The organism is Enterobacter sp. KB-280D8, assembly GCF_041399405.1.
GTDB lineage: Bacteria > Pseudomonadota > Gammaproteobacteria > Enterobacterales > Enterobacteriaceae > Enterobacter > Enterobacter cloacae_N.
On record NZ_JBGKEC010000002.1, the window covers coordinates 567777 to 585029 of the forward strand.

The 17253-nt window shown below is 60.0% G+C and carries 19 protein-coding genes; 8 read left to right on the forward strand and 11 right to left on the reverse strand.

The window, feature by feature from the left end; all coding sequences use genetic code 11:
• Positions 1-112 precede the first annotated feature (112 nt).
• From AB8818_RS08205 to AB8818_RS08215, 3 genes are read left to right on the forward strand one after another with little or no spacing between them, the layout of a single operon-like run.
• Positions 113-727 carry a methylthioribulose 1-phosphate dehydratase gene (locus tag AB8818_RS08205; RefSeq protein WP_116341231.1) on the forward strand — a complete coding sequence of 205 codons (615 nt, stop codon included), beginning with the start codon at positions 113-115 and terminating at the stop codon, positions 725-727.
• Positions 724-1413 (forward strand): acireductone synthase, encoded by a 690-nt coding sequence (mtnC, locus tag AB8818_RS08210; protein ID WP_116341233.1) that lies wholly within the window; start codon positions 724-726, stop codon positions 1411-1413. The genes AB8818_RS08205 and mtnC overlap by 4 nt, the downstream gene beginning before the upstream one ends.
• Positions 1410-1952: an acireductone dioxygenase gene (locus tag AB8818_RS08215; protein ID WP_192983995.1), complete on the forward strand. Its 543-nt coding sequence runs from the start codon at positions 1410-1412 to the stop codon at positions 1950-1952. Before mtnC ends, AB8818_RS08215 begins: the two co-directional genes overlap by 4 nt.
• Positions 1953-2048: 96 nt before the next feature.
• Here the strand turns inward: AB8818_RS08215 and AB8818_RS08220 are convergent, their stop codons facing one another.
• Positions 2049-2519 (reverse strand): SRPBCC family protein, encoded by a 471-nt coding sequence (locus AB8818_RS08220; protein WP_032641748.1) that lies wholly within the window; start codon positions 2517-2519, stop codon positions 2049-2051.
• Between the two features lie 42 nt (positions 2520-2561).
• Positions 2562-3578: an S-methyl-5-thioribose-1-phosphate isomerase gene (gene mtnA / locus AB8818_RS08225; protein ID WP_166710408.1), complete on the reverse strand. Its 1017-nt coding sequence runs from the start codon at positions 3576-3578 to the stop codon at positions 2562-2564.
• Between the two features lie 104 nt (positions 3579-3682).
• Between mtnA and mtnK the strand changes: the two genes are divergently transcribed.
• Positions 3683-4882: an S-methyl-5-thioribose kinase gene (mtnK, locus tag AB8818_RS08230; protein WP_192983997.1), complete on the forward strand. Its 1200-nt coding sequence runs from the start codon at positions 3683-3685 to the stop codon at positions 4880-4882.
• Between the two features lie 52 nt (positions 4883-4934).
• Here the strand turns inward: mtnK and AB8818_RS08235 are convergent, their stop codons facing one another.
• Genes AB8818_RS08235 through AB8818_RS08250 form a run of 4 tightly spaced genes read right to left on the reverse strand, consistent with a single transcriptional unit; the run spans position 4935 to position 9751 of the window.
• Positions 4935-6176 carry an LVIVD repeat-containing protein gene (locus AB8818_RS08235; RefSeq protein WP_192983999.1) on the reverse strand — a complete coding sequence of 414 codons (1242 nt, stop codon included), beginning with the start codon at positions 6174-6176 and terminating at the stop codon, positions 4935-4937.
• Positions 6173-7237, reverse strand: coding sequence for a sugar ABC transporter substrate-binding protein (locus AB8818_RS08240; RefSeq protein WP_192984001.1), 1065 nt, complete (start codon positions 7235-7237; stop codon positions 6173-6175). The genes AB8818_RS08235 and AB8818_RS08240 overlap by 4 nt, the downstream gene beginning before the upstream one ends.
• Positions 7238-7256: 19 nt before the next feature.
• Positions 7257-8252, reverse strand: coding sequence for an ABC transporter permease (locus AB8818_RS08245; protein ID WP_192984003.1), 996 nt, complete (start codon positions 8250-8252; stop codon positions 7257-7259).
• Positions 8249-9751, reverse strand: a complete 1503-nt coding sequence (locus AB8818_RS08250; RefSeq protein ID WP_192984005.1) for a sugar ABC transporter ATP-binding protein — start codon at positions 9749-9751, stop codon at positions 8249-8251. Before AB8818_RS08250 ends, AB8818_RS08245 begins: the two co-directional genes overlap by 4 nt.
• A gap of 158 nt (positions 9752-9909) precedes the next feature.
• Here AB8818_RS08250 and AB8818_RS08255 point away from each other — a divergent pair, with 158 nt between their 5' ends.
• The 4 genes from AB8818_RS08255 (at position 9910) to AB8818_RS08270 (ending at position 12664) form a co-directional block, all read left to right on the forward strand.
• A complete protein-coding gene (locus AB8818_RS08255; protein WP_192984007.1) occupies positions 9910-10998 on the forward strand; it encodes an oxidoreductase in 1089 nt (362 codons plus the stop codon).
• A gap of 57 nt (positions 10999-11055) precedes the next feature.
• Complete coding sequence (locus AB8818_RS08260; RefSeq protein ID WP_116341252.1) at positions 11056-11799, forward strand: SDR family NAD(P)-dependent oxidoreductase; 744 nt, start codon at positions 11056-11058, stop codon at positions 11797-11799.
• Between the two features lie 183 nt (positions 11800-11982).
• Positions 11983-12285 carry a type II toxin-antitoxin system RelE/ParE family toxin gene (locus AB8818_RS08265; protein WP_116341254.1) on the forward strand — a complete coding sequence of 101 codons (303 nt, stop codon included), beginning with the start codon at positions 11983-11985 and terminating at the stop codon, positions 12283-12285.
• A complete protein-coding gene (locus AB8818_RS08270; protein ID WP_116341256.1) occupies positions 12260-12664 on the forward strand; it encodes a helix-turn-helix transcriptional regulator in 405 nt (134 codons plus the stop codon). Before AB8818_RS08265 ends, AB8818_RS08270 begins: the two co-directional genes overlap by 26 nt.
• Here the strand turns inward: AB8818_RS08270 and AB8818_RS08275 are convergent.
• The 5 genes from AB8818_RS08275 to AB8818_RS08295 form a co-directional block, all read right to left on the reverse strand.
• Complete coding sequence (locus AB8818_RS08275; protein ID WP_006809671.1) at positions 12661-12858, reverse strand: YbdD/YjiX family protein; 198 nt, start codon at positions 12856-12858, stop codon at positions 12661-12663. The genes AB8818_RS08270 and AB8818_RS08275 overlap by 4 nt on opposite strands.
• A gap of 116 nt (positions 12859-12974) precedes the next feature.
• Complete coding sequence (gene cstA, locus AB8818_RS08280; protein ID WP_166710402.1) at positions 12975-15080, reverse strand: pyruvate/proton symporter CstA; 2106 nt, start codon at positions 15078-15080, stop codon at positions 12975-12977.
• A 149-nt stretch (positions 15081-15229) separates the two neighbouring features.
• Positions 15230-15643: a proofreading thioesterase EntH gene (gene entH, locus AB8818_RS08285; RefSeq protein ID WP_116341260.1), complete on the reverse strand. Its 414-nt coding sequence runs from the start codon at positions 15641-15643 to the stop codon at positions 15230-15232.
• A complete protein-coding gene (gene entA / locus AB8818_RS08290; protein WP_163330489.1) occupies positions 15643-16395 on the reverse strand; it encodes a 2,3-dihydro-2,3-dihydroxybenzoate dehydrogenase EntA in 753 nt (250 codons plus the stop codon). Before entA ends, entH begins: the two co-directional genes overlap by 1 nt.
• Positions 16395-17249 carry an isochorismatase gene (locus tag AB8818_RS08295; RefSeq protein WP_192984011.1) on the reverse strand — a complete coding sequence of 285 codons (855 nt, stop codon included), beginning with the start codon at positions 17247-17249 and terminating at the stop codon, positions 16395-16397. Before AB8818_RS08295 ends, entA begins: the two co-directional genes overlap by 1 nt.
• Positions 17250-17253 lie beyond the last annotated feature (4 nt).

Here is a 17253-nt window from a genome sequence, read left to right on the forward strand (position 1 = left end):
GAGCGTACAAAAGTACGTGACTGGGGTGAGTGAGTGCAGCCAACGCACCTGCAACTTGAAGTATGACGGGTATAAACCATATGAATATTCCTGGCCGCGAGGGTAAAAGGAAATGACAGACAACCTGCAACTCACACATCTGGTCGACGCCTGCCGCTGGATTGGCGCTAAAGGCTGGGCTCCCGCCACCGGCGGCAACATGTCGGTGCGCCAGGACGAACGCCTGTGCTGGCTCAGCGAATCCGGTAAAGACAAAGGCAGCCTGACGACGGAAGATTTTTTGCAAGTTGAAATCGCCACCAACCGCGCGCCGTCCGGTCGAAAACCGTCGGCGGAAACCGGACTGCACACCCTCATCTATCGCCTGTTCCCGGCGGCCAACGCCGTCCTGCACGTTCATACCGTTAACGCCACGGTGCTGTCGCGTCTGGTCAAAGATGCCGAGCTCAACATCAGCGGTTTCGAGATGCAAAAATCGCTCTCCGGGCAGACCACGCATCTGGATACAGTCGCCATTCCGGTATTTGATAACGATCAGGACATCGATGCCCTCGCCTCGCGAATCGCCCATTACGCCCAGGAACGCCCGCTTAATTATGGTTTTCTTCTGCGCGGTCATGGCTTAACCTGCTGGGGACGCGACGTGGCCGAAGCCCGGCGTCATCTGGAAGGACTAGAATTCTTATTTGAATGCGAAATGCGTTTACGACAACTGGAGAGAGTATGATTCGCGCGATTGTGACGGATATTGAAGGGACCACCAGCGATATCCGTTTTGTCCATGATGTTTTGTTCCCCTACGCGCGTGAGCGGCTGGCGGCCTTCGTGACCGCGCAGCAGTACGCCGAGCCGGTCAAATCCATTCTGGACAACCTGCGTGATGAAATCGGTAACCCGCACGCCAGCGTCAGCGAGCTTATCGACACCCTTTTTGCCTTTATGGATGAGGACCGCAAATCGACGGCGCTGAAAGCGCTGCAGGGGATCGTCTGGCACGACGGCTACGTGAACGGCGACTTTACCGGCCACCTCTACCCGGACGTGCTGCCTGCGCTGGAAAAGTGGAAGGCGCAAGGGATTGATCTCTATGTTTATTCCTCTGGCTCCGTCGCCGCGCAGAAACTGTTATTTGGCTACAGCGACGAAGGTGATATTACTCATCTGTTCAGCGGCTATTTTGATACCCACATCGGTGCCAAGCGCGAGGTGCAGTCTTATCAAAACATTGCGGCGCAAACGGGCATCGCCCCGTCGCAGATCCTGTTCCTGTCTGATATCCATCAGGAGCTGGACGCGGCTGAACGGGCAGGCTTTCGCACGCTGCAGCTGATTCGCGGCGATGATGACGGCGCAAGCCATCACCATCAGGTCCACCAGTTTGACGAGATTAATCCGGAGCAGATCCCTTCATGAGCACATTGACCATTTATTCCGACAAAGACGCCAGCCAGCCGCAGTGGCACAGCACCGACGCCGCCGAGATCGCCCAGCAACTGAACGCTAAAGGCGTACGTTTTGAACGCTGGGACGCGGATCGTGATTTAGGGCAGGATCCCGCGCCCGAGGCAGTGATCGCCGCGTATCAGCATGCCATCGACAAGCTGGTGGCGGAGAAAGGCTATCAGAGCTGGGACGTAATCAGCCTGCGCGCCGACAATCCGCAGAAAGAGGCGCTGCGCGCGAAGTTCCTGAACGAACACACCCACGGCGAGGACGAAGTGCGCTTCTTCGTGGAAGGCGCAGGGCTGTTCTGCCTGCACATTGGCGATGAGGTGTATCAGGTGCTGTGCGAGAAAAACGACCTGATTTCCGTTCCCGCGGGCACGCCGCACTGGTTTGATATGGGCTCAGAGCCGAACTTTACCGCCATTCGTATTTTCGATAACCCGGAGGGCTGGGTGGCCCAGTTTACGGGCGATGCGATCGCGGATGCGTATCCAAGGCTGGCATAGGTAAAAGCAAAACGGCAGCTATAGCTGCCGTTTTTAGTGTTTGCTCCCTCTCCCTGTGGGAGAGGGTCGGGGTGAGGGCATCAGGCCGCTCGAGCTTCAACGCTCCAGTCCCTTCACATATCCCACCAGCTGATCCAGCACAATCCCCCATCCTTCGTGGAAGCCCATCTGTTCATGCTGCTCGCGGATTTCCTTCGTCGGATGGCGCGCAATCGCCGTGTAGCGGGTTTTGCCCTCGCCCACATCCTCAAGCAGCAGGATCGCCGTCATAAACGGCTTCTCGGCCGGCTTCCAGCCTTCGGTATAGCCGTCGGTAAAGACCAGCTTTTTACCCGGGTCGATTTCAAGAAACACGCCCCGGTTATCCATCCGCTGACCGTCTACCTCAAACACGGTGTTGAACCGCCCGCCCACCCGCAGGTCGAGGTCGCATTCGGTCACCTTATGGGGAGCAGGAATGAAGAAGTTTTTGATGTGCTCCGGCGTAGTCCAGCAGAGCCACAGCAGGTCGCGCGGTGCGTCCACCACACGCTCCAGTTTTAAGTCAGTTTCAGGATCGAGCGTCACGATATTGTCCTCGTAAGGGAACCCCTTAAAGGATAGCCGGACTCAGGCAAATTTCCCGTTTGCCACCTCTTCCGGTGTGACCACGCCCGTATCCAGCACCCAGCCGCTAATCAGCGAGGCAGGTGTAACGTCAAACGCCGGGTTATAGACCTGCGCGTCTTCCGGCGCCCACTGCACTGCGCCAAAGCTTCCGGCTACGCCCATCACCTCGCTGGCGGCGCGCTGCTCAATCGGGATCGCGTCACCGTTCGGGCAGTCCGGGTCGAGGGTCGTTTGCGGGGCAGCAACGTAGAACGGAATGCCGTGGAATTTCGCCAGCACCGCCAGAGAATAGGTGCCGATCTTGTTCGCCACGTCGCCGTTGGCGGCAATGCGGTCTGCGCCCACCCACACAGCGTCTACCTGCCCTTTCGCCATCAGGCTGGCGGCCATGGAGTCGGTAATCAGCTGGTAAGGCACACCCAGCTCGCCGAGCTCCCACGCTGTCAATCTACCGCCCTGCAGCAGCGGACGGGTTTCATCGACCCAGACGCTGCTTACGTTACCCTCCTGGTGCGCGCGAGCAATCACGCCCAGCGCGGTGCCGACGCCCGCCGTTGCCAGCCCGCCGGTGTTGCAGTGGGTCAGCAGGCGGCTGCCGGGCTTCACCAGCGCGCTGCCGGCTTTCGCTATCGCGTCGCAAAGCCGTTTGTCTTCGTCAATCAGGCGCAGCGCTTCGGCCACCAGCGCCGGAACATAATCTTCCTGCCACAGGGCAATCTTCATGCGGTCGAGGTTGTTCATCAGGTTCACCGCCGTCGGGCGGGATGCGCGCAGGGTTTCGAGCGCCACCGCCAGCTCGTCGCGGCTTTTACCGTTTTCCGCCAGCAGCGCCAGCAGCAGGCTTGCAGAGAGACCAATCAGCGGCGCGCCGCGCACCCGCAGGGCATGAATGTGCCCAACCAGCGCCTCGACCGTCGAAGCATCCAGCCAGCGTTTCTCCTGCGGAAGCGCCTGCTGGTCGAGAATAAAGAGCTGATTATCCCCCACCCGCAGGCTGGTCGTCTGTAATGTCTGCATGTCGTTAATTCCCTGTTGCGTTGTTGTAGCACATTGTGTCAGGATGAAATCCAGATGTATAGACGTCTACATGTCTTAATTAGGAAATTCGTGAGGAGCAGGCCATGTCGCAATACCGTACCTTTACCGCTCAGGACGCCGTGGAGTATGCCAGGCAGTTTGGCGGGCTTGACGATCCTTCATCGCTGGTAGAGGCGCAGGAGGTAGGCGACGGCAACCTCAATCTGGTTTTTAAAATTTTCGACAGCGCGGGCGTGAGCCGCATCATCGTTAAGCAGGCGCTGCCCTACGTGCGCTGCGTTGGTGAGTCCTGGCCGCTGACGCTGGACCGCGCCCGCCTTGAAGCGCAAACCCTGGTCGAGCACTACCGGCACAGCCCGCAGCACACCGTGAAAATCCACCACTTTGACCCGGAACTGGCGGTAATGGTGATGGAAGATCTCTCCAGCCATCGCATCTGGCGCGGCGAGCTGATCAACAACATTTACTACCCGCAGGCGGCGCAGCAGCTGGGCGAATATCTCGCGCACGCGCTGTTCCACACCAGCGATTTCTACCTGCACCCGCACGAGAAAAAAGCGCAAGTGGCGAAGTTCATCAACCCGGAGATGTGTGAGATCACCGAAGATCTGTTCTTCAACGATCCGTACCAGGTTCATGAGCGCAATAACTACCCTGCCGAGCTGGAAAATGACGTCGCCGCCCTGCGCGACGACGCCCCGCTAAAAATTGCCGTGGCCTCCCTGAAGCACCGCTTCTTCTCGCATGCCGAAGCGCTGCTGCACGGGGACATCCACAGCGGCTCAATTTTTGTCGCCGGCGGCAGCCTGAAGGCCATCGACGCCGAGTTTGGCTATTTCGGGCCGATTGGCTTTGACATCGGCACCGCCATCGGCAACCTGCTGCTGAACTTCTGCGGCCTGCCGGGGCATCTGGGCATTCGCGATGCTGCCGCCGCTCGCGAGCAGCGCCTGACCGATATTCAGGAGCTGTGGAACACCTTCGCGGAGCGCTTCCAGGCGCTGGCAAACGAGAAAGCCCGCGACGCCGCGCTCGGCGCGCCGGGCTATGCCTCCGCGTTCCTGAAAAAAGTATGGCATGACGCCATCGGCTTCTGCGGTACCGAGCTCATTCGCCGCAGCGTCGGGCTTTCCCACGTGGCGGATATCGACACCATCCAGGATGAAGCCATGCGCCACGAATGCCTGCGCCACGCGATAACGCTCGGTAAAGCGCTGATTGTCATTGCCGACCGCATCGACAGTTCGGAAGATCTGGTAGCAAGAGTGCGGCAGTACAGCTGATTTTCTCCCTCTCCCTATGGGAGAGGGTCAGGGTGAGGGGCAACAACCGCCCTCACCCCAAATACTCAATCACCGACAGCCCGCCGTTATAATCCGTGCTGTAGATAATTCCCTGCGCGTCCACAAACACGTCACAGGACTGGATCACCTGCGGGCGATTCGGCCGCGTGTCCATCATTCTCTCCGGCGCGGCGGGCACCAGCGCCCCGGTTTCCACCGGTCGATACGGGTTGGAAATGTCATACGCGCGCACGCCCGCGTTCTGATACGTCGCAAAAATCAGCGTCGAGCTGACAAAGCTCCCCGGCCGGTTCTCGTGCAGGTTGTGCGGGCCGAAATGCGCCCCTTTCGCCACGTAGTCGGTTTCATCCGGCTGCGGGAAGGTCGAGATGCTTACCGGGTTCGACGGCTCGCGGATATCAAACAGCCAGATGAGCTTCTCGCCGTCCTGCTGGTTATCCAGCACCGCTTCGTCCAGCACCACCAGCAGGGAGCGGTCCGGCAGCGGCAGCGCGGTGTGCGTCCCGCCGCCAAACGGCGGGCTCCAGTTGCGGTGGCTAATGAGCTTCGGCTGACTGCGGTCTTTCACGTCAAGCAGCGTCAGGCCGCCGTCGCGCCAGCTGCCGTAGGCGGTATCGCCCGCGATAATCGCGTGGTGCAGCGCGTAGCGTTTCCCTTCCGGCCAGTTCGGCTGTTCGCCTGCGGACTGGTTCATCCCCGGCAGCCACCAGCGCCCCGCCACCTCGGGCTTACGCGGGTCCGCCAGGTCGATGGTCAGGAAGATGTAGTCAGTAAAGCCGTCGATCAGCGCCGACACGTAGGCCCAGCGCCCGCCAACGTACCAGATGCGGTGAATGCCGATGCCGCTCAGCGACAGAAAGCCGATTTCACGCGGCCTGTCCGGCGTGGAGATATCGAACACTCGAAGCCCGGCGCTCCAGCCTTTGTCCTGCACGTCGCTGACGGTCTCCCCCACCTGGCGGGTGTAGTAGACCTTCTCGTCGGCAAAGCGGGCATCGGCAAACAGATCCCGGGCGTTAATCACCAGCAGCAGATCGTCGTGCGCCTGCAGGTGCACGTTCCATGTGCCCGGCGGCGCGGGCACATAGCCCGCCGCTTTCGGGTTTTTCGGGTCGCGCACGTCAACAATCGAAAAGCCCTGCGAGACCATATGGCCGATATAGGCGAAACCGCGATGCACCATCAGCTGCACGCCATCCGGACGACCGCCCTGGTCGCTGTGGCCAATCAGCCGCATATTGCGGCTGTATTCTGGCGTAGGGAGCATGCTCATTTATTTTTCGTTTCCAGCGTCGCAAACCACGGCGCGATAAAATCTTCCGTCTGGCCCCAGCCCGGAATGATTTTCCCCAGAGACGCCACGTTCACCGGGCCCGGCTGGGCGGTCAGCAGCGCCTGCGGAATGGCCGCCGCTTTAAAATCGTAAGTCGCAGGCGTCGCTTCCCCGGCAATCTTATTGGCGATCAGGCGCACGTTGGTCGCGCCAATCAGCTTCGGATCCACCGCCACGCTCACCTTCCACGAACTGCCCGGCTCGCGCATCAGCTGTAGATCCTGGTTGGAGATGTCGATGCTGTAGAGCTTGATCTCGGTGCGTCCATTTTCTTTCAGCGCCTTATACGCGCCCTGGCTAAAGGCGTCCCAGGTGCCCCAGATGGCGTCGATTTTGCCCTTCGGGTATTTCGCCAGGATCGCACCCACCTTGTTGGCGGTATCGCCCTGCACGTCAGAGGAGACCGCGCCGATGGACTCCAGCTCTTTAATATCCGGGTACTGCTTTTGCAGCTCTTTATAGGCTGCCTGACGGCGCTCCATCGGTGGGAAGCCCGCCACCCACAGCTTGACGATATTCGCCTTGCCGTTGAAATCTTTCGCCAGCTGGCCGAAAGAGAGGTTCGTCAGAGAGGCATCGTCCTGCTGGGTGACGGTCACGCCCGGGATCTCGCCGTTAACGGCGGTATCAAAGACGGCGACTTTGATACCGGCATCCACCGCTTTCTTCACCAGCGCGGTGGAGTACGGATCGCGCCCCTGAGAGAGAATAATCCCGTCATACTTCTGGCTGATCGCCTGGTTAACAAAGTCCTGGAATTTGGCGTCATCGCCGTTGCTTAAAAAGGTGCTGACCTTAAAGCCGAGCTTTTTCCCTTCCTGAATCGCCCCGGCAACAAACTGCGTGGTGTTGTCGTCCGAGCCCAGGTTACGGATCACCGCGATGCGAATCGGGCCGTCATGGTTGGCAATGGCAGCAGGAAGCGGCGCGGGCGTGGCCGCGAAGCCCGGCAGAGCAGTGAGCAATCCAAGTGCCACCAAAGAGAGTGCAATCTTTTTCATTTTTTATCCCGTTGTGTTGTCAGCGTTTTTGTATGTAGGTAATCGCCAGTGCCACCGCGAGCACCAGCCCTTTTATAATGTCCATGGCATAATACGGCACTGAGAGCATCACCAGCCCGTTCGACAGCACGCCGAGAATGACCGCCCCGACCAGGGTTCCCAGCGCGTTCGGCTTGCCGGAGCCTGCCAGCGAGAAGCCAATCCACGCCGCCGCCACCGCATCCATCAGGTATCCGCCGCCCGCATTCACCTGCGACGATCCAATGCGGGAGGCCAGCAGAATGCCGCCCAGCCCCGCCAGCAGCGAGGCAATCATGTAGGCCGCTACCCTGTAGCGCGTGGTGCGAATGCCTGAAAGGCGCGCCGCTTCCGGGTTGCCACCAATGGCGTACATACGACGTCCGTGAGTGGTCAACGAAAGGCCAAGCTGCGCCAGCACGGTCACCACCAGCATGACGATCACAATGGTCGGCACCTGCCCCAGCAGGCTAAACGCCGCCGGAATGGTCCCTTCCGCCATGTCGCCGCTCGGCAGCACCATGTTCTCGGTAATCGACCCGCCGTAGCTGTAGGTCATCGCCACGCCCTGAATGACGAACAGGCTGGCAAGCGTGGCAAGCATGTCCGGAATACGCAGGATGACGATCAGAAAGGCGTTAAACAGCCCGACCAGCGTGCAGAGCGCGAGGGTGATCAGAATCGACTCGGTGGTACCTAAGCCGTGCCAGACGAAAAGGGAAATCACCAGCGCGTTCGCCAGCGACGCGGTGGAGCCCACGGAGAGATCGAACCCGCCAACGGTCAACGAAATTGACACGCCAACGGCAATCACCGTCACGATGGCAATCGAGCGCAGAATGTTGATGATGTTGTTCGGATCGAGGAAGCTGTCCGACGCCAGGCCAAAGACGGCCACCAGCGCGACGACGGTCAACAGCATGCCCCACCTGTAGAGAAAATCAAAAAGTTGCTGACGGCCAGACGCTGCCGCCGTTACTGAAAGGGCCTTGCTCACGACGCCGTTCCTCCGGTTGAATAATAAAGTAGTGTCTCTTCGCGGGCCTCCGCCCCGGCGATTTCCGCCACGATACGCCCGTCCCACAGCACGCAGATGCGGTCGCACAATCCCACCAGTTCAGCAAATTCGCCCGAGGCGTAAATCACCCCTTTGCCCTCGCGCGCCAGGCCGTCAATCAGCTGGAACAGGTCGGTTTTGGCCTTCACGTCCACGCCCTTGGTCGGCTCGTCGAATATCAGCACGCTGGCGTCATTGCGCAGCCATTTACCGATGGCGACCTTCTGCTGGTTGCCACCGGACAGACGTCGCAGCACCTGCCCCGGCCCACGGGCGCGCACGCCGACGCGGGCAATCACCTCTTCCGCCCAGCGCCACGCCTGACGATGGCCGAACAGGCTCCAGCGCGAAAAGCTGTTATCGGCGCACACGGCAAGGTTCATGCTCACCGGCTCGTCGATAAAAATGCCCTCTTTGCGCCGCTCCTCCGGCACCAGCGCCAGCCCGCGCAGCACCGAATCCGCCGGGTCCCGCGGGGTCCAGGCCTGATGATTCAGCTCACCGCGCGCCACGCGGCTTTTGGTGGCGCCAAACAGCGCCTTGCAAAGTTCGGTTTTCCCCGCCCCCGCCAGCCCGGCAATCCCGAGGATTTCGCCTTTGCGCAGGTGCAGGGAGATATCTTTCAGCAGCGCGTCGTCGTGCAGCCCCTCAACGCGCAGCAGCGTCTCTTCGCCGTGCGGGGGCCGCGCGGGCGGATAGATATCGCTCAGCACGTGGCCGAGCATCTTCTCGACGATCGCTTCGCCGCTAAGATCGGCCATCGGGCCGGATTCGATCAGCCTGCCGTCGCGCAGCACCGTTAAGGTGTCGCAGATGGCCTTCAGCTCGTGAATGCGGTGGGAGATAAACACCACGCCGATGCCCTGCTGCTTTAAACGTCTCACCACCGTAAACAGACGCTCGCTCTCGTGCGCGTCCAGCGGCGCGGTGGGTTCATCAAGAATCAAAAAACGGCAGTGATGAGACAAGGCGCGCGCCAGCAAAATCTGCTGCTTTTCGGCCAGCGAACAGCTGTCGATGGAACGGCGCACGTCCAGCGTAACGTCAAGCTGCGCCAGCGCCTGCCTCGCCTGCTGGCGGACGCCGCGCCAGTTGAAACGATGCCCCGGCAGCGCCAGTTGGTCGAGCATAATGTTTTCAGCGATGCTTAACCCCGGGATCAGCGCCACATCCACCTCCTGCTGTACGAGGTGGATCCCCAGCCGTTTGGCATCAAGCGGTTCACGGATGCTCACCGGCTGATTGTTGATGCTGATCTCGCCCTCATAGTGGTCGTGCGTGCCGCACAGCACCGCCATCAGGGTCGATTTCCCCGCGCCGTTGGCACCGGTCAGCGCATGTACTGACCCGCCGGTTAAGGTGAAATTCACGCACGACAGCGCCTGAAAACCGGAAAAGGCCAGGCTGATACCGCGCATTTCAAGGCGACTGGAAACCATCCGCGTAAATCCTTCATTACTCTTCTGATTTATCGAATTTTTCACAGCTCCGGTTGACTGACAACGACGGAAAAGGCATAACTTAAAGCGAAATATTATTAGCCATCCGGATGTCCAGACATAACATCGGGTTAGCGCTTGCTAAAAAGGACAACACCATGAGCAACACCGACATCCGCGTCGTGCCCGGCCCGGCGAACTACTTCTCTCACCCCGGAAGCCTTGCGCAGCTGGATAACTTCTTTACCCCGGAACAGCTTTCCCGCGCGGTATGGATCTACGGCGAGCGCGCTATCGAAGGTGCGCGCCCTTTCCTGCCGGAGAGCTTTAACGCGCCGGGGGCGAAACACCTGCTGTTTAAAGGCCACTGCAGCGAGCGCGACGTCACCCATCTGGTGAACGAATCCGGCAGCGGCGCCAGCGTGGTGATTGGCGTCGGCGGCGGCGCGGTACTGGATACCGTCAAGGCCGTGGCGCGCCGCTTAGGGGTGCCGTTCGTGGGCATCCCTACCATTGCCGCCACCTGCGCGGCCTGGACCCCGCTCTCCGTCTGGTACAACGATGCCGGTCAGGCGCTGCATTTTGAGATCTTCGACGACGCCAACTTCCTGGTGTTGGTGGAGCCGCAGATCGTCCTTAACGCCCCGGCGGAATATCTGCTGGCAGGCGTCGGCGATACGCTGGCGAAGTGGTATGAGGCGGTAGTGCTTGCCCCGCAGCCTGAAAATCTGCCGCTAACCGTGCGGCTGGGCATCAACGGCGCGCTGGCGATCCGCGACGTGCTGCTGGAACACAGTGAGCAAGCGCTGGCCGACCAGCAGCGCGGCGAACAGACGCAGGCGTTCCGGGACGTGGTGGATGCGATTATCGCCGGCGGCGGGATGGTCGGCGGACTGGGCGAACGCTATACGCGCGTGGCGGCAGCGCATGCGGTACACAACGGCTTAACCGTGCTGCCGCAGACGGAAAAATACCTGCACGGCACCAAGGTGGCCTACGGTATTCTGATGCAGAGCGCCCTGCTCGGCCAGGACGACGTGCTGGCGCAGCTGGTGACGGCGTACAAGCGCTTTAACCTGCCGACCACGCTTCGCGAGCTGGACGTCGACATCAATAACCGGGAAGCGCTGGATAAGGTCATTGCCCACACCCTGCGCCCGGTGGAGTCGATTCACTATCTGCCGGTTGCGTTAACGCCTGACGTTCTGCGCGCCGCGTTTGAGAAAGTGGAATCCTTCAGCCGTTAATCTCGCCGACAGGCTATACCTAATGATGATTCTTACCACTTTCGTAACGAGGTCATCATGCAGATCGATTTAACAGGTAAAAAGGCGCTGGTTACCGGCGCCAGCCGCGGGTTGGGTCGGGCAATTGCACTCTCGCTGGCGCGCGCCGGTGCGGATGTGATTATTACGTATGAAAAATCGGCCGATAAAGCCCAGGCGGTCGCCGATGAGATTAAGGCACTGGGACGACATAGCGAAGCCGTGCAGGCGGACAGCGCCAGCGCACAGGCGATTCAGGACGCCGTCACCCATGCGGCGCGTTCCCTTGGCGGGCTGGACATTCTGGTCAACAACGCCGGGATCGCGCGCGGCGGCCCGCTGGAGTCCATGACGCTGGCGGACATTGACGCCCTTATCAACGTCAACATCCGCGGCGTGGTGATTGCCATTCAGGAAGCGCTGGTGCACATGTCCGACGGCGGGCGCATCATCAACATCGGCAGCTGTCTGGCAAACCGCGTGGCGCAGCCGGGCATTGCCGTTTACTCGATGACCAAATCTGCCCTAAACTCCCTCACCCGCGGACTGGCCCGTGATTTAGGACCGCGCGGCATTACCGTTAACCTGGTGCACCCCGGCCCGACCAACAGCGATATGAACCCGGAAGACGGGGAACAGGCTGACGCTCAGCGTCAGCTTATTGCGTTGGGTCACTACGGTCAGCCGGAAGACGTCGCGGCGGCGGTCACCTTCCTTGCCAGCCCGGCTGCTGGTCAGATCTCCGGTACCGGTCTGGACGTAGACGGCGGTTTGAACGCCTGATCGCATATTTTCTGCAAGCCTCTGTCGCCCGGCAGAGGCCTTCCCGAGCAGCCTTGAAGGTTTGCGTTTTGCCGCTTTCTCCCGTTTTTTCTCCGCTCTACAGTAGCCCATTAGAAATTCAGAATTTATCTAATAGTCTTATTATTTCCTTATGTTTTGTGTGGGCGTACAGTGGAGGTACGGATGAAGATTGTCTGGTCAAAAACAGCTGAGAAGCAATTTTCTAAAATCGATAATCGGTATCAAAACCGCATTAAATTCAGGCTGGAGAAGATGGATGATAAAGCGTCACCGGTCTCAGATATCAAGAAATTATCTTCTCCCGAAAACCACTTCAGGTTGCGATTAGGCGATTACAGGATCATTTACACCTTCGGGGACCCGCCGGGTGACACCTGTTACGTAGTGGCGGTAAAACGCCGGACAACCACCACCTACCTTCATGAGGAGCATACGGAATATGACTATTCAGTTCATCAAGGATGAAGAAGGAAAAAAACAGTATGTTGTCATTCCCTACGGTGAATATTTTCGCATGCGCTTAGCCATGCTGGAGTACGACGACGATAATGAAAACGACTGGGAAGACATCCCTTACGAATCAGACATCTACGATAACGTAGGTTTACCGGGTGAAGTGTGCGACATCATGCATAACGAGAACGTTAGCCTGCAGGCCGCGTGGCGTATCCTGCGCGGCATGTCCCAGCAAGAGGTGGCTGAGAAACTCGGCATTAGCCAGTCTGCCGTGTCACAGCTGGAAGCGCTGGACTCCAGACCGCAAAAGCGCACCCGCGAAAAGCTGGCGGTCGTCTACGGCTGTAAACAGGAGCAAATCAGCCTCTATTTACCTAAAGAGGGTTAACAGCACTTCGCCCCGCCCTTGCCGCCGTAGCGGGCATCCTGACGGTCGCGGAAAAATTCTTCGTAGGTCATGGGCGTCTGGTCCGGATGGTTGACGCGCATATGCTCGACGTAGTTGTCGTAATCCGGCACACCAATCATCATTTTGGCGGCCTGGCCCAGATACTTACCTGCTTTGGAAAGGGTGTCGAACATAGGTCGTTTCTCGCTATTTCCCCTCACCCTAACCCTCTCCCCAAAGGGGGGGAGGGAATTTGAACACCCTCTCCCCTTTGGGGAGAGGGCCGGGGTGAGGGATATATTTAGTTAAATTAATGCGCCCCTTTCGCCTGGGTGACAATCTCTTCCAGGTTTTCAGGCATTGGCTCGTACGGCGTCTCTTTCGCTGTTGGCTTATCGTTTTTCAACGCCGCCAGCGCGGTCTTGAGAGAATACAACGCCAGCATCACGACCACCACCATAAAGAAGATGGTCAGCCCGGCATCCAGACGGTTGTTAAACACCAGCTGCGACAGCTGGGACTCGGTGTACTGCGCCGGGATCTTACCGCTGTCGATCATCGCCTGGAACTTGTTGGCGATCGCCAGGAAGCCCACCTTGTTGTCCGGGCTGAAGGCTTTCTGCCAGCCCGCCGTCAGGGTACAGATCAGCAGCCACGCGGTGGGCACCAGCGCCACCCAGGCGTAACGCTGGCGCTTCATCTTGAACAGCACCACCGCGCAGAGCATCAGCGCCATGCCTGCCAGCATCTGGTTGGCGATACCGAACAGCGGCCACAGGGTGTTAATCCCGCCCAGCGGATCCACCACGCCCTGGTGCAGGAAGTAGCCCCACGCCAGCACACACAGCGCCGTCGCCAGCAGGTTAGCCGGGAGCGAGTCGGTACGCTTCAGGTTCGGGGAGATCACCCCCAGCAGGTCCTGCAGCATAAAGCGCGCCGCACGGGTTCCCGCATCCACCGCCGTCAGGATAAACAACGCCTCAAAAAGAATGGCGAAGTGATACCAGAACGATACGTCCATCAGCCCGCCCAGCGCGCCGTGGAGGATGTAAGCCATGCCCACCGCAAGCGTAGGCGCTCCGCCCGCACGGGAGATGATCGACTGTTCGCCCACCTCATCAGCAATGTGCGTCAACGTTTCCGGGGTGATCGCAAAGCCCCAGCCGCTCACCACCTGCGCGGCAGAGGCCACCACGTCAGCGGTTCCGGCCGGGGCCAGCACCGCCATCGGGCTGTTCATCGCGAAGTACACGCCCGGGTCAATAATACAGGCGGAAACCAGCGCCATAATCGCCACAAAGGACTCCATCAGCATGCCGCCGTAGCCAATCAGGCAGGCCTGATTTTCATTCGCCAGCATCTTCGGCGTGGTCCCGGAGGCAATCAGCGCGTGGAAGCCCGACACCGCGCCGCAGGCGATGGTGATAAACAGGAACGGGAACAGGTTGCCGGTCCAGACCGGACCGGTACCGTCGATAAATTTGGTCAGCGCCGGCATGGTCAGGGTCGGACGCATAATCAGAATGCCAATCGCCAGCCCGACGATGGTGCCGATTTTCAGGAAGGTAGAGAGGTAGTCACGCGGGGCCAGCAGCAGCCACACCGGCAGCACCGCCGCTACAAATCCGTAGCCCACCAGCATCCAGGTCAGCTGTACGCCGGTAAAGTCGAAGAACGGCGCCCAGGTCGGGCTTTCCGCCACCCAGCCGCCGGAGATAATCGCAAACACCAGGAACACCAGGCCAATCACCGACACTTCACCGATGCGGCCCGGGCGCAGGTAGCGTATGTAGATCCCCATAAACAGCGCCAGCGGAATGGTGAAGGCAACCGTGTAGGTCCCCCACGGGCTGTGGGTCAGCGCTTTCACAACGATCATCGCCAGCACCGCGAGGATGATCACCATGATCATAAAGGTCGCTACGAGGGCAATCACCCCGGCGGTTGCCCCCATCTCCTCTTTCACCAGCTCGCCCAGCGAACGGCCGTCGCGGCGGGTGGAGACGAACAGCACCATAAAGTCCTGCACCGCCCCCGCCAGCACCACGCCCGCGAGGATCCAGATCATCCCCGGCAGGTAGCCCATCTGCGCCGCCAGCACCGGCCCCACCAGCGGACCCGCCCCGGCAATCGCCGCAAAATGGTGACCGAACAGCACTTTTTTGTCGGTCGGCACGTAGTCCAGACCGTCATTGTGGCGCACGGCAGGCGTCATGCGCGTGCCGTCAACCGCCAGCACGGTATTAGCGATATAGCGGCCATAAAAACGGTACGCGATCAGATAAATGCAGACGGAGGCGACAACGATCCAGAGCGCATTGATCTGTTCCCCCCGGTTGAGGGCGATATAGCCCAGGGCAAAGGCTCCCACAACGGAGAGCACCGCCCATGTAAGGTATTTCCCTGAGTTGTTCATAGCTGTTATCCGTTGTTGTGAAACAGTGAGATGTTACATTTTGTTTCTAGAACAACGGATAAAATTTAACAACTTTGAAACGCAATAATGCGTGGTCAAACCAGAGATTTACACCACAGTGTTAAGCCGATCACTTTCAGCCGAATGGCCTACCCCAGCACCATCGTACTCAACCGACAGGTGCAGCACCGCCGCCCCTGTTCGTCGAATACCACGATCTCCCAGCTCTGACTCGAACGTCCCAGATGCAGCGGCTGACATACCCCGCGCACCTTACCGTGAGAGACGGCGCGATGGTGCGTGGCGTTCAGCTCCGTGCCCACCACGCTCTGCCCGTCGCGGGTCATCAGAAAACCGGCCATTGAGCCCAGCGTTTCCGCCAGCGCCGCCGACGCCCCGCCGTGCAGCAGGCCAAACGGCTGATGGGTGCGCGCATCCACCGGCATCTCCGCTTCCAGCGTGTCGTCCCCGAGGCGGGTATAAACGATGCCCAGATGTGCCACAAGGGTGTTCACGCTGGTGGCGTTCAGTTCTTCAGGCGATAAATGACGTTTCCAGATCATCAGGCCCCCAGCGTGGAGCCGCCGTCCACCACAATATCCTGCAGGGTGATATGGCTGGCGGCATCGGATGCCAGGAACAGCACCGTGCTGGCAATCTCCTGCGGACGGGCAATCTTGCCCAGCGGAATACCGAGCTTGAACTGCTCGCCAAAGCCACGAATACGCTGCTGCTCCGCATCGTCGCTTTTCCACAGGGTGCGCTGCATGTCGGTGTTCGTTGAGCCCGGCGACACCAGGTTACAGCGCACGCCGCTGCCCGCCAGCTCCAGCCCGACGGTCAGGGCCAGGCTTTTCAGCGCCGCTTTCGAGGCACCGTAGGCGCTCATGCCGATGCGCGGCGCGTGTGCCGCGTCGGATGCCACAGTGACAATCGCCCCGCCCTGCTGACGGCGGAACTGGCCCATCGTCTGCTGGAACAGGTTGAACGCGCCGCCAACATTGACCGCAAAGGTCTGCTGCCAGTCCTCCTGCGAGAGCTGGTCCGTCGCCCCCATGCGCAGAATGCCCGCCGCGTTGACCAGCACGTCCAGACGTTCGAGGGTATTAAGCAAACGACCACACGTATCGCTGACCTGAGCAAAATCCGCCACGTCCAGCGTCTCGGTGGCGAAGGGGTAATCGCCCTGCGGGAAGGCCAGGTCGAACCCGGTCACCTCTGCGCCCGCCTCAGCAAACGCCAGCGCCGTCGCGTAGCCAATCCCCTTCCCCGCGCCCGTTACCCAGACGGTTTTGCCGGTAAAATCAAAACGCATTACTTCACCTCGCGGGAGAGCAGCGCCCACCAGGCGTCGATTGTTGGATTTTTTGCCAGCATCACGAAATCGATATCGCCGTGCACTTTGCGCCAGCGGGCGGCCAGCGCCATCATGCGCACCGAGTCCAGACCGTAGTCGATCAGGTTTTCGTCATCCATCGGCTCGTCGGACTCGTCCAGTAAAGGCAGGATCAGCTCGCGCAGCGCGGCTTTCGAGGTCGGAACGGACGGCAGCAGCTCGTCGGTCATCACCACGCGGCCCGAGCGTCCTGCCACGTAGTTGAGCGACATCAGGTGCTCGTCGCGGGTAAAATCCGCCAGCGCGTCGGCAATGAAGAACGGCTTGATGTCGCGCATAAAGGCATCGGTGGCGGTGGTCATACAGCCGATATGGGCGTAAACGCCGGTAATCAGCAGCTGGTTGCGGCCCGTCTCTTTTAGCATCTGCTCCAGCGGCGAGCGGTGGAACGCGCTGTAGCGCCACTTCACCAGCACCGTGTCCGCTTCGTCCGGGGTCAGCTCAGCGACGATGCGCTGCTGCTCCGGCGAGCGGGTCAGGCCCGGCCCCCACATGTCGTTCAGCAGGGCGCGATCTTCGTCGCTCTGCTCTTTCGGCTGGGCGGTGTAGTACACCGGAATATTGTGCGCTTTGCACCAGGCGCGCAGTCTGGCGATGTTCGCCACCACCTGCTGCATCATCGCGCTGTTTTCGCCCCAGAAGTTCAGGAAATACTCCTGCATATCGTGGATTAGCAGCGCGGCGCGTTCCGGCTCAAAGCTCCAGTTCACCTTGTTGGTCGGCAGCTCTGCGGCAGTCGGCAGCGCGTAAGCGGTTAATTTTGGAATGGCCATACTC

Excerpts from the sequence above, each read along its gene's own strand:
- AB8818_RS08205 (WP_116341231.1), top strand. The coding sequence starts at position 113 with ATGACAGACAACCTGCAACTCACACATCTGGTCGACGCCTGCCGCTGG.
- mtnC (WP_116341233.1), top strand. The coding sequence starts at position 724 with ATGATTCGCGCGATTGTGACGGATATTGAAGGGACCACCAGCGATATC.
- AB8818_RS08215 (WP_192983995.1), top strand. The coding sequence starts at position 1,410 with ATGAGCACATTGACCATTTATTCCGACAAAGACGCCAGCCAGCCGCAG.
- mtnA (WP_166710408.1), bottom strand. The coding sequence starts at position 3,578 with ATGCAGACATTACAGACGACCAGCCTGCGGGTGGGGGATAATCAGCTC.
- mtnK (WP_192983997.1), top strand. The coding sequence starts at position 3,683 with ATGTCGCAATACCGTACCTTTACCGCTCAGGACGCCGTGGAGTATGCC.
- AB8818_RS08235 (WP_192983999.1), bottom strand. The coding sequence starts at position 6,176 with ATGAGCATGCTCCCTACGCCAGAATACAGCCGCAATATGCGGCTGATT.
- AB8818_RS08240 (WP_192984001.1), bottom strand. The coding sequence starts at position 7,237 with ATGAAAAAGATTGCACTCTCTTTGGTGGCACTTGGATTGCTCACTGCT.
- AB8818_RS08250 (WP_192984005.1), bottom strand. The coding sequence starts at position 9,751 with ATGGTTTCCAGTCGCCTTGAAATGCGCGGTATCAGCCTGGCCTTTTCC.
- AB8818_RS08255 (WP_192984007.1), top strand. The coding sequence starts at position 9,910 with ATGAGCAACACCGACATCCGCGTCGTGCCCGGCCCGGCGAACTACTTC.
- AB8818_RS08260 (WP_116341252.1), top strand. The coding sequence starts at position 11,056 with ATGCAGATCGATTTAACAGGTAAAAAGGCGCTGGTTACCGGCGCCAGC.
- AB8818_RS08265 (WP_116341254.1), top strand. The coding sequence starts at position 11,983 with ATGAAGATTGTCTGGTCAAAAACAGCTGAGAAGCAATTTTCTAAAATC.
- AB8818_RS08270 (WP_116341256.1), top strand. The coding sequence starts at position 12,260 with ATGACTATTCAGTTCATCAAGGATGAAGAAGGAAAAAAACAGTATGTT.
- AB8818_RS08275 (WP_006809671.1), bottom strand. The coding sequence starts at position 12,858 with ATGTTCGACACCCTTTCCAAAGCAGGTAAGTATCTGGGCCAGGCCGCC.
- cstA (WP_166710402.1), bottom strand. The coding sequence starts at position 15,080 with ATGAACAACTCAGGGAAATACCTTACATGGGCGGTGCTCTCCGTTGTG.
- entH (WP_116341260.1), bottom strand. The coding sequence starts at position 15,643 with ATGATCTGGAAACGTCATTTATCGCCTGAAGAACTGAACGCCACCAGC.
- entA (WP_163330489.1), bottom strand. The coding sequence starts at position 16,395 with ATGCGTTTTGATTTTACCGGCAAAACCGTCTGGGTAACGGGCGCGGGG.
- AB8818_RS08295 (WP_192984011.1), bottom strand. The coding sequence starts at position 17,249 with ATGGCCATTCCAAAATTAACCGCTTACGCGCTGCCGACTGCCGCAGAG.